A 13,046-nucleotide genomic window follows, 5' to 3' on the forward strand; every position below is an offset into this window, starting at 1 on the left:
ATTGCATCTTTAGCCTCCTAACCAATAGATAATGGCTCTGCCGACAGGCTGGAAGAACGCCGTATACAGGCTGCCCAGCGATACATGAGGGGTATTGGTAATTCCGCATAGATTAAGATACGCCCCGTACCCCATAATGCAGCCAAGTAAGAGCCGTCGCCGGCGGCGTTCTTCTCCGCGTAGCTTCGTCCACCCCCAACCATAGGCAAGCGCATAGAGTAGAAGAGTAATAGCTATTTTCATAGATATGCTCCCTTACTTCTGCTGGACAGACTTGAATGATTTATTACTGAGTCCGGTCCGTTCTATCTCGATGGAGACCTGCGGGCGGAGCTCAATCTCCTGAAAGATGCTGTCCCAGCTCTTCTCCTTCTCAATCTGCTTCCAGCGCTTCGGATCGCTCCGGTGTACTCTCACAGCAAATCCGGTGACGTCTGCCCCCAGCCGCTTGACCTCCGCCCAGGCGTTATTCATTAGCTCCAGCACCCGTTGCTCCAGCGAGGTCTCCATTTCACTGATCGCCTTGCGGTCGTTCAGATCCATGACACTGCCAAGCTCCGTCAGCACACCGCTGCCCTTGACGTTAACCTCCATCACATAATGATCCTTGTCCCAGACCGGGTGGACGGTGGTGGCCGAATTCTGCAGGATGAAGGAAGCATCCAGCTTGTCGCTTGTTGCCGGCCGCGAGGGGAAGGCGATGGTGGCAGAATCAATGTTATCGGTCAGAAAAGAAAGCCCAAACGCCTGCTTCTGGCTGAGCCAGCCCGCGAACGTATCCCCCTTAATGACGCCCAGCCTTCCCAGCGCCAGCCGCGAGGGCAGGTCGGTAACTGCGGTCTCACTGGTCTCATCCATCGTTCGGGAGCCGGTCAGCAGTATCTCCGGCAACACCGCGCTTTTGGACTCGGAGGACAGCGCCATCGCCAGCTCATACAGCCGAATTCCCGGATAGTAGGACAAGAGCCTTGATTCCTGTTCGATCATAAGCTGGATGCCGGCGCCCTGATTTTTGGTCATCTGCATCAGCTGATCCAGAATCATCCCGGCATCTCCTTGGGAGATGAACACAAAGACCGTTTCTCTGGCATCCTGCTTGCGCAGGAACATATCAATCAGCTGATTGATCCCGTGTCTGGCCAGGCTCTCGCCGATGACGGTGATTCTGGAGTGGGAGAAGAACATCTCCCGCGTACTGGTCAGATTCGTTCGTTCAATGGCTTCCATGATCGTCCGCCCCTTGACTGTGAAGGTGAGGAAGGGCGGCGAGCTGGTGCTGCCTCCTCCGCTGCCACCCATCCCGCTGGCGCCTGAGGAGGGGTTAATGACCTGATAAGTCGCCTTCCATTGATTATCCTCCCAGTCGTAGGCGGAGCCGGAGGTAATGCCCAGCTCGTTAAGCTCCCGGTCATCCCAGCAGCCGGAGAGCAGAACGGATAGAAGCGGGAGGCAGAGCAGGAGGCGCAGCAGGGTGCCCGGTTTGTTCATCATGTCTCCAGCCCCTTCCGTTTAGACCGGGCCTTGTGCAACCTGTTCAGCAGTACCGCGCCCAGCGGCACCAGGACGTTGAACAGGAAGAAGACCACGAACCGCCCTTCCTGATTGTAGTTGTTCAGCTTGGCTGAGCTTTGCCAGGAGAACAGGCATTCCAGGGCAATAATCAGACCTAGAGCTCCAATGAAGGGCCGGCTGCTGCTGACCCGGAACGTCTGCTTGAAGCACTCCACTGTCACGAACAGGAAGATGGCAAATTTCAGATAGATCGACAGCACCCAGTAAGAGATGAAGAGAATATCCAGCTTCTCTATGAACCGGCCGACCCGGAGGATGCTGATGGTAGCGAAGCCGGGGTAGGCACTCAGCTTAATGAATTCCGGGCCGAATACCATCAGGGCGGTGATCAGAATCAACATCATCAGGATTGCAACGAACAGCAGGCCTGTCCAGCCGATAATCTTGGCCCGCTGAGGATATTGCAGATAAGGGGCAAGGAACAGCAGTACCGCCACTTCAGACATCCATGCTGTCGGTGTCAGGCTCGCCAGGGTGATCTCAGCCAGACTATGGTCGAACATGGGCAGCAAATGATGCACATTCAGGTCGCTGTACAGCCCTAGCAGATACAGCGGTACGAAGAACAGATAGAGCAGAATCACCAGACTGTTCACTCTGGCGATAGCTTCAATGCCCTGCCTTACCATATAGATGGTGATGAAGAGAATCAGAATGACGAGCACCGTGATCGGGGTGTTGATCAGGACGTTGTCTTTAAGGAAATTAACGAATTCACGCAGAATAGTTGCCGTGGTGTCCAGGTAGAACTGGAGCATCAGCAGACCGAGGATCACGGACACTACCGGAGAGCTTTTCTCCCCGACCCAGTCCAGAAAAGGAGCGCCGTTGCTGTTCTGAATCACAGTTCCGACAATCCAGGCAATAAGCAGACCCGCCAGGGTAGACAGAATAATGGCGAGCGGAGCGTCTTGCTCAGTATAGGTGCTGATAATGATAGGAAGCACGACGGTAGCTGTCGGCAGTATGGTATTGACGACAAGCAGGACGGCTTGCGTGGTGCCAATTTTTCCATTCATGCTGGACCCTCTCCCTGCGGCTTAGGCTGTGCCGGTGATGGCTTGGCTGCGTCTTCAGCCGGCTGCGGCTTCTGGTGCGGTGATTGTCTGCGGGTCTCCTTGCCCAGATTGGTCTTGGGACGCATATTCATGCCCCATAGCGGAACGCGGATGAAGATATCCTTCAGATAACGCGGAATCATCGGCGCTACCGGAGACAGATAGGGAACTCCGAAGGAGCGCAGGCCTGCCATATGAATCAGCAGCACCATCAGGAAGGACATAATGCCGAACAGGCCGAGCGAGGCAGCGATGAACATCATCACGAAGCGGATCAGCCGGATGGAGTTGGCGATGGCCAGTGACGGAATCACGAAGTTCGAGATGGCGGTAAAAGAAACCACAATGACCATCGCCGCCGAGACCAGCCCGGCCTGAACGGCAGCCTGCCCCAGCACCAGCGCACCGACGATAGAGATAGCCGGTCCGATGGTCCGCGGCATACGTACCCCCGCTTCACGCAGGACGTCGAAGGTCAGCTCCATCAGCAGTGCCTCTGCGAAGGCGGGGAGCGGAACGCCTTCCCGCTGGGCAGCCAGACTGATCAGCAGCGTGGTCGGCAGCATCTCCTGGTGAAAGGTAGTAACGGCAATATAAAGTGCAGGCAGCAGCATAGAGACGAAGAACGCACCGTAGCGGATCAGCCGCAGAAAGGAGGAAATATCATACCGCTGGTAGTAATCCTCGCTGGATTGAAAAAAGTTGAAGAAGGTGGACGGGGCCAGCAGGGCAAAGGGGGTGCCGTCAATGACAATCCCCACCTGGCCTTCCAGAATGCCCCCGGCCATGGCGTCGGGACGTTCGGTATTCTGAATGGTGGGAAAAGGCGTCAGTCCGCCGTCCTGTATGAATTCTTCAATATAATTGCTCTCCAGAATGGCGTCGGTATTGATGGCGTTCAGCCGGCGGCGGATTTCGGTCAGCACCTGTTCACTGGCAAGGCCCTTCAGATAGACGAGGGCAATTCCGGTCCCTGTACGCTGTCCGATGGTATATTCCTCAATCCGCAGATCAGCGGTTTTCAGGCGGCGGCGCAGCATGGCGGTTCCGGTGCGCAGGCTCTCGGTGAAGCCTTCCTTGGGCCCGCGGATAACCCCCTGGGAGGTCGGCTCATTAATGCTTCTTTTCTCCCAGCCGGAGGTGTCGGCGGCCAGTGCGACCTGAAGCCCCTCGAACAGAATCAGGGTATAGCCGTCAAAAAGCAGGGGCAGCAGCACCTCCAGGGTCCGGGCCTCCTTCACTCCCCCAACCGGCAGAATGTGCTCCTTGATTAGGTTGAAGGCAGCTTCTGTGGTAATGCTATCTCCGTTCAGCGTGCTGTTCTCCATTAAAGACTGGAGCACCGCCTGGTTGACCGTATCTGCGTTGACCAGACCGTCAATATAAATGAAGGCAAGGGTAAGTGGAGGCTTGGCTTCACTCTTATAATGGCGGATGACAATATCCGAGCTGCTGCCGATCCGGCGGCTGAACTCCTGTAAATTATCCTCAAGGGAGAGCTTCAGCGGAAGCGGTGCAGGCACGGAGGTTTCTACAGGATCTTTGGTAGTCTGGCGGCTCTTCTTCGGCTCTTGAGGCATCTCGGGGGCTCCCTTCTGCTGAAATCTGGATGTGTTGGTGTATTATCCCCCGTAGGCGTATTCCTTATTCTGCCTGATTACAGACTGAACTGAGCCCGCTTGAGGAGCCGCTGGAATCAAAAAAAGAAACTGCCCATAGGAATGGCCGCTTCTCAGCATTCCATAAAGGCAGTTTCATCAACACACTTAAGATTTACACTCTAAGCTTGGTGCATTATTTAGTCTGTACGACCAGAGCGTTGCTGATCAGGCGTCCCGGAGTCGTCAGATACTTGCCATTGTAGTACAGGCCGCTGGAGGCACCGCCATCCAGGTTCATCGCCTGGTAGGCTCCGGCCTGCTTCATAATTTCCGCCAGCTGGGGGATGGTTGCCCCGCCGGAGGTCAGCAGAATCAGCTTATGATCGCGGGTGATGCCCAATGCGCTGCGGGCGCCACCGCCAGTCAGGATTTTGGGGTCCCGGAAGCCTTCGGCCGCCACATTCAGCGCGACTTTCCCGTTGACCAACAGCCGTGGTCCCGCCTGGAGTGCGCCGAGAACGGAACCGGAATCGAAGCGTGCCTTGAATTCACTGCCCGGAATCAGCTCAGACAGCATATTACTGTCGTAAGCGAAGACAGCCCGTTTATCTCCGGAGCTGTTCTTCAGCATCTTCCCGCCGCTGATGATGTAGCCGTAAGGAACCTTGAAGGCGCCGTCAGTATAGGCGGCGAAGAATGTGCCGTTGATCGCGGCGGCGGCATTGCTGCGCTTGGCGATGCTGGCAAGAGCTTCTGTCTTGCCGACGGTATTCCCGGCCAGAACAGCATCCAGCTTCACCGAAGGATGCAGCAGGGAGACTGTGACCGTCTGGACGCTGAAGGAGCGGCCGCCGACCTTGTAGGTATGATGTCCGCTGACTACAGCGGGCGATCCGCTCTTGATCAGGCTGCCGTTCTGTACAGGCAGGGTGGCTGTCTCAGCGGTGCCTGTTTCAGCCCCGCTTGTCAGCGTAAGCGAACCGGCCTCCTTGTTCCACTGGAGCTGTATGCCAAGTGTCTGGCTTACAAGAGACAAGGGGACATAGGTGGTCCCGTTCTCACTGAAAGGCCGCACACTTGCGGTAACGGGCTTGCCGTTGACGGAAGCCCCGGGCTTGCCTGGAGTGAAGCTAATGGAATTCTCGCCGCGTGATATCTCAATCTGGCCGCCGGAAGCGGTAAGCACAGACTGGATACCGGCGAAGCCGTTCAGGAAGCGGACCGGGATGAAGGAGTGATTCTCCTTGTCCACATATACGGCAAGCTTGGCCTGCGGCGCCGCAGCGGCACCGGATTGCAGTGCTGGAAGAAGGACAGCCAGCAGACAGAAGGCGGTAAAGAGGGTGAGCATTTTTTTCATGATACACAAAATCTCCTTTGCTTATAGCAGGTTGATCTGCAGGTTAGGATGATTCTGGAACAGGCCCCAGAATGCAGCACTTGAGCTACCATCATATAATCGTCTTCCGTTACCGTCAATGGAGCATGCATCCAGCAGCGGGTTAGTTTATAATGGGAACACATTAGAATATCTGCATATAAGGGTGGTAGCGATCATGACAAGAATAGGCTTAATCCGGCACGGCAGCACTCGCTGGAATCAGGAGGGCCGGGTCCAGGGCCACACGGATAATCCTCTGGACGAGGAAGGCTTCCGGCAGGCCGGCGTGCTTGCGGAGCGGCTTAGCGGCGAAGCGTGGGATTATATCTATTCAAGCGACCTGCTGCGGGCCAGACAGACGGCGGAGACTATCGCCGGGAGGCTGGGCATCCCGCTGGCCGGTCTCCTTCCGGACATCCGGGAGATGAACGGCGGATTGATTGAAGGAACCACAGAGAGCGAGCGGATCGAGCGCTTCGGCAGCCAGTGGAAGACGATGGATCTGAAGCTGGAGAGCCAGGAGCTGGCCCGCGAGCGGGGAGTCCGGGCGATTGAAGAGCTTGCTGCCCGCCATCCCGGCAGCAATGTGCTGGTCGTCAGCCACGGGGCTATTCTGCGGAGTACGCTGGCCGGACTTGTGCCTTCCCTGGATGTGAGCGTGCTGCTGAAGAACACCTCTATCACCTGCCTGGTCAATGAGAATGACAGCTGGAGCTGTGAATTGTACAACAGCGCGGAGCATATGGACGGATAGGACGGGATATTTCCGAGCATTTCATTACAATAAAGCGCCGGTCCTGCCGATAATATGCTTAGTGCTGATCCGGTGGGGGTATTAATGTCCAGCATCCCCTGCCGGAGTTGTTCAGAATATGTTCAGTCGGATCCTGTACAGTAGCGCTTAAAAGCGATAAAACCATAAATTCATTGATAGGCTGAAGGAGGGCGTAAGACTAGTGGAAGAGGCCCGCAATTATATGCTGACGATTCTATCCATACTTATAGGGGTCCTGACCGTATATAGCACGCTCAGATTGACAAAGGATTTCTCCAGACAACCGCAAAGAACCCGGGCGGTCCGCTCGAGTCTTGTGGTGCTGGTAATCAGTGCCGGGCTTGGCGGCATGCATCTGCTGGGCAGAAGAGCCATAACCGGCTTCACTACAGAAGGCAGAAGCCTGCTGATCTCTTTGTTCCTGTACATGCTGACACTTGCCGGTATTCTGTATCTGTTCCTGCGGATCCGCATGATCCTTGGAGAGCGTGACCAGCTCAAGGAGTTGGCATACCGGGATACGCTGACCGGCCTGCTGAACAAGAACGGAATGGATCATTTCTGGGATCACTGCAAATTGAGCGAGCAGCTGTCGGTATTATATCTGGACCTGAACCGGTTCAAATCGATTAACGATACCCTCGGCCATCATACAGGGGATCTTTTACTGGAGGCTGTAGGAACCAGCCTGCAGCAATTTACCTGCAAAGGCAAGCGGCATATTTTCCGGGTGGGCGGAGATGAATTCGTCATTATCGCCAAACGCTGCAGCCGTAAGGAGTCAGAGCAGCTTGCCCTTAAGGTTCTGGAGCGCATCACCCGGACCTATAAGCTGGAGAGCCATGAATTATTCGTGTCCGCCAGTGTAGGCGTGACGATTAGCCAGGGCCGGATTGACCCGAAGCAGCTGCTTCAAGAGGCGGATTCGGCTATGTACAGTGCCAAGCAGCTGGGAAGCGGGCGTTATGCCGTATACAAGCAGGAGAGCCGTATTCCTTCCGTGAAGCTGGTCAGCAGCTCAAGGGCACAATAAATATTTCGTCTAAAGCCCCACTTTGTGGGGCTTTTTTGACAATAGCGGCTGCGCCATCCTATGGGACAGCACAGCCGTGTTATAACAGTCAGACGCCTCTGGCAGCCAGCAGTCCGGCCAGAACATCCGGATGATCGGTAATGATCCCCGCCACCTCAGCATCGATAAGAGCCTGCATCCGCTCGGGATCATTAACCGTCCACGGATGATAGACAATGCCTTTCTCCGCTGCGGCATTCACGAACTCCGGCAGGACCGAGGAATGATGGGCGTGCAGTGCATCTGCCTGCAATGTAGCTGCGTAATTCCAAGGACGGTACAGCCCCTCTCCGTAGAGAATACCCGTACGGATCTCCGGTGCCAGCGACTTGCAGTACGCCAGGGAGTAATGGTTGAAGCTGGAGATCACCACCCGCTCACTCATGCCCTGCTCCCTTACAGCGGCGATGACCTTCTCTTCCATACCGGGATAGAGGAAGGTCCCGTTCTTCAGCTCTATATTCAGAATCGTCTCCCGGCCCTGCAGCAGATCCAGCAGCTCGTCCAGTGTCGGAATCCGTTCTCCTGCGAACTCAGGGCTGAACCAGGAGCCTGCGTCCACCTCCAGCACCTCACGAAGCGTCTTATCCTTCACATAACCGCTGCCTGAAGTGGTGCGGTTAAGACTCTCATCATGGATCACTACTACTGCTCCGTCACTGGTCATTTGTACGTCGGTCTCAATGCCGGTTGCACCAAGCTCCAGACCCTTGCGGAAGGCCGCCATTGTGTTCTCCGGGGCGGCTGCGGATGCGCCGCGATGCGCGAAATTAATGATGTTCATGTCGAGTAGTTCCCTCCATCTCTATGATGTAATGCAGCCCGTAGTGTCCGGGCCCCTTATAGTATATTCCACATCACGTCAAGAAACCCTGTCCCCTGTTCTATAAAGGACGGGTTTCTTGAATTTTACCGTGGTACGTTCGGAAGCAATCGCTTAGAATAGACAACAACTATACTACCTACAGAAAGAAGCGATAAAGCTTGAAGTTTTGTCTGGAATGCGGAAGCCGCTTGGTAATGAAGGAATGCAATGGAGAAGGTGAGGTACCCTACTGTGATTCATGCGCCGTCTTCAGATTCCCTGTGTTCAGCACAGCGATGAGTACAGCCGTACTGAACCGCGGACTTGATAGAATCCTGCTCATCCAGCAGTATAAGCGCAAGGATTACATTCTGCTCGCCGGGTATGTGAATAAGGGAGAGAACGCCGAAGCGGCCCTGACCCGTGAAGTGAAGGAAGAAGCGGGGCTTGAGGTGATTGCTTATGAATATATGCGCAGCCAGTATTTCCCCCCGTCTAATACATTAATGCTCAATTACATTAGTGTGGCTGACACGGAGGACCTGAGTGCCATGAGCGACGAGCTGGACCACGCAGCCTGGTTCACACTGGATGAAGCTGCGGACGCCATATTACCCGGCAGCCTCGCGGAGAGCTTCCTGCTTACAATTATTGATAAGCTGAGACAGGGGAGGGCTCTGGAGGATTTTACAGCGGTTGTCCGGTAATTGCGAGTTCTGAAGGCTAAGGCTTCCCTTATGCAGAGACGATGTCGCGGATTCTCTCATGTACCTGCTGCGCCTCCAGGAAGGCTGCGGAATATTGAAGATCTGTTTTGCGGGCCGGCAGGCGCGGCGGGAGAAAAGGAATGGATACCACAGGCGTATCTGCGCTGCTAAAATAGATTCTGAGCGTCAGCTCGCGGATCTCTTCGGCAGGACTGCCGCCCTGGACAGGCTCTGTGAATTCATAGCTTACGGCGGTACCTGCCCTTGTTCTCGGTGCACTGGTGGTAATCCGGCTGGTCTTGCTGACCTTGCTGAGCGTCAGGGCATTCTCGACAATCTCTGCTCCAAGGATGGCATCGAACGTATACAGGGTGGCTGTCGCCGGCTCCGGCTTCCCTGGATGCAGCAGCCCGATGGCGAGCGCCTGGCCTTCTTCATCCAGGGCAATCAGATGGGATTCGTCTGGAGTTATGAACCGCTGGGGGAATTTCAGGCTGAAGGCGGACAGGGCATGGGTAGCCCCGCTATGGCCCGCAGCCCTGGGACGGGAGAGTCTGTACTGAAGAACCGCAGCCAACAGCAGGAGAGACACGCCAAGCACAGCAAACAGATACACCAGGATCATGAGCACTGAACCGCCTCCTCACAAGGTTGTGCGGGCTGCCCTTCCTGCAATCACTTCGGGCACAACCCGCTTCGTAAGCTTTGGCAAGTGAACTATTAATAGATATGCGGGAAGAGATCAGGTATGTATGACTTCAAGCGGGGTACTGGCGGAATTCACAGGTGTTCCTGAAACTGCGGTGATCCAGGCCGCGTACAGACGTCCAAGACCCACAAGCAGCAGCGGCAGAATCAGCAGCAGTACAAATCCGGTTCCGCATAGAATCCACGAGCGTTCATCTGAGGTTGTGCCGGACAGGAAGAAGAAGAACTCCGGGTCCAGCATATTCAGATCATAGGAGAATACCGATGAACTGATTCGCTGGGCCACAGGTGACACAAGAGCACTGAAGGCCACCGCAGGCAGAACCAGTGCTAGTGTGAACCCCAGAATACCTGCGGGCAGCTGGAGGAGACTGTACAGGATTCCCCGGTACGACTCCCTCTCGCGGAGCTGGTGTCCTAATGTCCGCAGCCCCTCCCAGCGGAAGGCGGGAGCATGATCTGCGGCAGCAGGCAGCCCTGTTCCACGTCGGCTGTTGCCGCTGGACCAGGCTTCAACTGTTTTGTGTTCACTGGACATCATGCTGCGGCACCAGGCCAAGGTCAGGGCCAGCAGCGGCAGCCCCACCCATACAATAATCAAGGGCAGGCTTGCACATAGACCTGTAACAGCAATTACGAAGGCGATGATTCCTTTGGGCAGAGAGAGGATCAGCATTTTCCACGCGTGTATACTTTGTCTTATCATTCAGGGCGCTCCATTCCGGATTTCCAAATTTCAACTTCTTCAGTATAGAGGCTTCATCCAGAGAACACACTCTCCAAAAGGCGGGAAAAATCCTGGTCGCAGGTCTAGTACTGACATAGTCAGGAATCTTCCTGCTATTTACAATGTTTATCTTTATACTAAGGGTAGAGCGGTTTATAAGGATTACGACTAAGAAGGGGAGTGTAGCAATTTATGCTGTTAGAGGTTATAGCAACTACAGTAAATGATGCGGTCATAGCGGAGCGTTATGGTGCTGACCGGATTGAACTGGTCACGGGTATCCGGGAGGGCGGATTAACGCCCAGTCTGGGACTGATCGAAGCGGTCCGGGAGAAGGTCAGTATTCCTGTGAGAGTGATGGTCAGGCCGCACGCCCGCTCCTTCGTGTATGATACATCCGATGTGGAGACCATGCTGCGCGATATCCGGCATATAGCCGGGGTAGGCGGACTGTCTTTGGTTATGGGCATGCTCCGCCAGGACCGGACAATAGATGAAGAACTGCTGAATCGGCTGCTGGAGCGGGCAGGGGGGATGGAGGTTACCTTCCACCGTGCGTTCGACGAGGTGCAGGACCAGCTTGAAGCCCTTGAGGTCTTGAAGCGGTATCCGCAGATTACCGATATCCTGACCTCCGGCGGGACTGCTGCGGCCAATACACCCGGCGGTATGGTAAGGCTCGCCGTATTGGAACGGCTGTCTGCCGGTTCTTCGCTCTCCATCCTGGCAGGCAGCGGTCTGAACGCCGCAGATCTGAAGGATTTCGTTACAAGGACCGGAGTCCGCCGGGTACACTTCGGATCGGCGGTCCGGGAGGAGGGCGATCCGCTAAAGCCTATTGACCCGGAGCGGCTCCAAGCCATCCGTGCGCTTCTCAAGCCCTGTTAGAGGCCCAGCAGTCTGGGCAGCAGCGTCAGCAGCCGCTCCCGGGTCAGCGCATCGCCGGAATTCCATTTGGCTCCATCCAGCATATAGGCATGGCCCTGCTCCACGGCAGGCAGACTGCTCCAGAGCTCCGTCTGGAGCAGCTGCTCCATGGCCTCCCGGGAGTCCTCCCGCTCTGGAATCAGCATGAAGACACGGTCCCCTGCGTAGCTGTGCAGCATCGCCGGGTCCACTTCGCGGAACCCCAGATCCTTGTCCAGAATGTCCTTGATCTCCGCTGTCGGCTGCAGGCCGCCAGGGGCATACAAGGCCGTGGACAAGCCGGTCATTCCCATGGCGTATAGATGGTTGCCATGGTCATAGAACAGCGCCGAAGCTGTTTCACCCTTCAAGAGTCCCCCGGCGTACAGATGCTGCCACATGGCTGCGTTCTTGGCATGATAGGCTTGCAGCCAGACCTCAGCTTCGCGCTGCTTCCCGAGCCACTCTCCAAGAATCCGCAGCCGCTGCTCCAGCGGTGCGAAGGAGTCGAAGGTGAGTGTTGGGGCGATGCCGGATACACCCCGGTAGATCTGTTCATCCGGGCTTGCGAGGATAATCAGGTCAGGCCGGATGGACCGGGTCAGCTGCGGGTCCAGCGGAAATCCGACATTGGCTAAGCGCTTGACCCGGTGGCTATAGACGCTGCCCCGGGCAAACGCCTCGTCGCCGCCGACAGGCTTCACCCCCAGCGCCAGCACATCGCCCAGTGTCTCCCCGTGGTAGACAACACGCTTCGGACGCTCCGGGATGTCCACCGAATGTCCGGTCCAGTCCGTGACCGTAATCCGGCGCTGCTGCGACCGGGCATATTGCCCGGGAGTCATTCCCGTCTTCTGCCGGAAGCGGCGGCTGAAGTAGTATTCGTCGGAGAAGCCTACCCGCAGGGCAATCTCGCGCAGCGGCTCGGCGGCTTCAAGCAGATAAGTCTTCGAGTGCCCAATGCGCAGATCCGTCAGATAATCGAGTGGGCGCTGGCCGGTCAGTTTCTGGAAGATCGGAGTGTATTGCCAGGGGGAGACACCGGCCAGCTCCGCGAGCTGCTTCACCGTGATACTCTCCCTATAATGCTGCTGCATGAAGTGTATCGTACTCTCCACCGATTGCGCCGGACTTGGCAGCTGGCGGGTGGAGTAGTTCTGTTCAAGCAGCAGGAGCAGCAGCTCTTGGAATTGGAGCTGTTGTCTGACATGCTGGAGCTCATCCCTGCCGTTATGATCCGCAAGCAGCTCTTCCGCCAGCCGGATCACTCTGGTGAAGGGGTGGACAATCAGCTCTTTTTGCCCCGGTAGCAGTTCATCTACGTAGAACGCAGGGGAATCCCCTGTAGTCAAAGCGGCAAAAGTCAACACATAAAAATAAAGCGTCAGCTCCCGGTTATTCAGACTGTATGAGGTTCCGGGAGGCAGCAGACAGCACTTGTCCGCATGCACAGAGAGTGAGGTCTGCTCAGTGATTCCGAGTTCACCGCGCCCGCCCGTAAACAGCAGTAGCGTATGCTGCTCCGCTGTCTGCATAGCCGATATAGTGTCAGCGCTCAGCATCACCAGTTCAATGCTCCTGAATTGAAACAGCAGGGAACGGAGAGGGGCGGACGGGAGTGCAGGCAGGTGGTCGTGGTCAGGCTCGCGCAAGGCAGGCACTCCTTTCAGACAGCTTAGAATTGAATTATATTGAGAACGATTATCAATAAACAATATTGTATATAAAATAAAG

At 55.8% G+C, this 13,046-nt stretch carries 13 protein-coding genes; 4 read left to right on the forward strand and 9 right to left on the reverse strand.

Going from position 1 to position 13,046, the window contains the following annotated elements:
• Positions 1-9: 9 nt before the first annotated feature.
• The 5 genes from NYE26_RS03960 to NYE26_RS03980 all read right to left on the reverse strand — a co-directional run bounded on the left by NYE26_RS03960 (position 10) and on the right by NYE26_RS03980 (position 5,591).
• Positions 10-243, reverse strand: a complete 234-nt coding sequence (locus NYE26_RS03960; protein ID WP_076079529.1) for a hypothetical protein — start codon at positions 241-243, stop codon at positions 10-12.
• A 12-nt stretch (positions 244-255) separates the two neighbouring features.
• Positions 256-1,491: a Ger(x)C family spore germination protein gene (locus NYE26_RS03965; RefSeq protein WP_339254026.1), complete on the reverse strand. Its 1,236-nt coding sequence runs from the start codon at positions 1,489-1,491 to the stop codon at positions 256-258.
• Positions 1,488-2,591, reverse strand: a complete 1,104-nt coding sequence (locus NYE26_RS03970) for an endospore germination permease (RefSeq protein ID WP_209878812.1) — start codon at positions 2,589-2,591, stop codon at positions 1,488-1,490. Before NYE26_RS03970 ends, NYE26_RS03965 begins: the two co-directional genes overlap by 4 nt.
• Positions 2,588-4,210 carry a spore germination protein gene (locus tag NYE26_RS03975; RefSeq protein ID WP_209878809.1) on the reverse strand — a complete coding sequence of 541 codons (1,623 nt, stop codon included), beginning with the start codon at positions 4,208-4,210 and terminating at the stop codon, positions 2,588-2,590. Before NYE26_RS03975 ends, NYE26_RS03970 begins: the two co-directional genes overlap by 4 nt.
• 214 nt (positions 4,211-4,424) lie before the next feature.
• Positions 4,425-5,591 carry a phosphodiester glycosidase family protein gene (locus NYE26_RS03980; protein ID WP_339254030.1) on the reverse strand — a complete coding sequence of 389 codons (1,167 nt, stop codon included), beginning with the start codon at positions 5,589-5,591 and terminating at the stop codon, positions 4,425-4,427.
• Between the two features lie 196 nt (positions 5,592-5,787).
• On the opposite strand from NYE26_RS03980, the gene NYE26_RS03985 reads away from it, so the two are divergent.
• Together NYE26_RS03985 and NYE26_RS03990 are read left to right on the forward strand one after the other, a co-directional pair.
• A complete protein-coding gene (locus NYE26_RS03985; RefSeq protein ID WP_076079535.1) occupies positions 5,788-6,366 on the forward strand; it encodes a histidine phosphatase family protein in 579 nt (192 codons plus the stop codon).
• Between the two features lie 202 nt (positions 6,367-6,568).
• The gene (locus NYE26_RS03990) at positions 6,569-7,420 is read left to right on the forward strand and encodes a GGDEF domain-containing protein (RefSeq protein WP_209878805.1); all 852 of its coding nucleotides are present in this window, start codon (positions 6,569-6,571) and stop codon (positions 7,418-7,420) included.
• A gap of 88 nt (positions 7,421-7,508) precedes the next feature.
• Here the strand turns inward: NYE26_RS03990 and NYE26_RS03995 are convergent, their stop codons facing one another.
• A complete protein-coding gene (locus tag NYE26_RS03995; protein ID WP_339254033.1) occupies positions 7,509-8,243 on the reverse strand; it encodes a glycerophosphodiester phosphodiesterase in 735 nt (244 codons plus the stop codon).
• A gap of 236 nt (positions 8,244-8,479) precedes the next feature.
• On the opposite strand from NYE26_RS03995, the gene NYE26_RS04000 reads away from it, so the two are divergent.
• The gene (locus NYE26_RS04000) at positions 8,480-8,971 is read left to right on the forward strand and encodes an NAD(+) diphosphatase (protein WP_339254035.1); all 492 of its coding nucleotides are present in this window, start codon (positions 8,480-8,482) and stop codon (positions 8,969-8,971) included.
• A gap of 28 nt (positions 8,972-8,999) precedes the next feature.
• On the opposite strand, the gene NYE26_RS04005 is transcribed toward NYE26_RS04000, so the two are convergent.
• Positions 9,000-9,602, reverse strand: a complete 603-nt coding sequence (locus NYE26_RS04005; RefSeq protein WP_339254037.1) for a hypothetical protein — start codon at positions 9,600-9,602, stop codon at positions 9,000-9,002.
• Positions 9,603-9,713: 111 nt separating this feature from the next.
• Entirely contained in the window at positions 9,714-10,385 is a 672-nt protein-coding gene (locus NYE26_RS04010; protein WP_339254039.1) for a sensor domain-containing protein, read from the reverse strand.
• A 213-nt stretch (positions 10,386-10,598) separates the two neighbouring features.
• Here NYE26_RS04010 and NYE26_RS04015 point away from each other — a divergent pair, with 213 nt between their 5' ends.
• On the forward strand, positions 10,599-11,294 hold the full coding sequence (locus NYE26_RS04015; protein ID WP_339254041.1) for a copper homeostasis protein CutC: 696 nt from the start codon (positions 10,599-10,601) through the stop codon (positions 11,292-11,294).
• Here NYE26_RS04015 and NYE26_RS04020 read toward each other — a convergent pair.
• Positions 11,291-12,964 carry a helix-turn-helix domain-containing protein gene (locus NYE26_RS04020; RefSeq protein WP_339254043.1) on the reverse strand — a complete coding sequence of 558 codons (1,674 nt, stop codon included), beginning with the start codon at positions 12,962-12,964 and terminating at the stop codon, positions 11,291-11,293. The genes NYE26_RS04015 and NYE26_RS04020 overlap by 4 nt on opposite strands.
• Positions 12,965-13,046 lie beyond the last annotated feature (82 nt).

Source organism: Paenibacillus sp. FSL P2-0136 (assembly GCF_037975325.1).
GTDB lineage: Bacteria > Bacillota > Bacilli > Paenibacillales > Paenibacillaceae > Paenibacillus_AQ > Paenibacillus_AQ silagei.

Excerpts from the sequence above, each read along its gene's own strand:
- NYE26_RS03960 (WP_076079529.1), bottom strand. The coding sequence starts at position 243 with ATGAAAATAGCTATTACTCTTCTACTCTATGCGCTTGCCTATGGTTGG.
- NYE26_RS03965 (WP_339254026.1), bottom strand. The coding sequence starts at position 1,491 with ATGATGAACAAACCGGGCACCCTGCTGCGCCTCCTGCTCTGCCTCCCG.
- NYE26_RS03970 (WP_209878812.1), bottom strand. The coding sequence starts at position 2,591 with ATGAATGGAAAAATTGGCACCACGCAAGCCGTCCTGCTTGTCGTCAAT.
- NYE26_RS03975 (WP_209878809.1), bottom strand. The coding sequence starts at position 4,210 with ATGCCTCAAGAGCCGAAGAAGAGCCGCCAGACTACCAAAGATCCTGTA.
- NYE26_RS03980 (WP_339254030.1), bottom strand. The coding sequence starts at position 5,591 with ATGAAAAAAATGCTCACCCTCTTTACCGCCTTCTGTCTGCTGGCTGTC.
- NYE26_RS03985 (WP_076079535.1), top strand. The coding sequence starts at position 5,788 with ATGACAAGAATAGGCTTAATCCGGCACGGCAGCACTCGCTGGAATCAG.
- NYE26_RS03995 (WP_339254033.1), bottom strand. The coding sequence starts at position 8,243 with ATGAACATCATTAATTTCGCGCATCGCGGCGCATCCGCAGCCGCCCCG.
- NYE26_RS04000 (WP_339254035.1), top strand. The coding sequence starts at position 8,480 with ATGAAGGAATGCAATGGAGAAGGTGAGGTACCCTACTGTGATTCATGC.
- NYE26_RS04010 (WP_339254039.1), bottom strand. The coding sequence starts at position 10,385 with ATGATAAGACAAAGTATACACGCGTGGAAAATGCTGATCCTCTCTCTG.
- NYE26_RS04015 (WP_339254041.1), top strand. The coding sequence starts at position 10,599 with ATGCTGTTAGAGGTTATAGCAACTACAGTAAATGATGCGGTCATAGCG.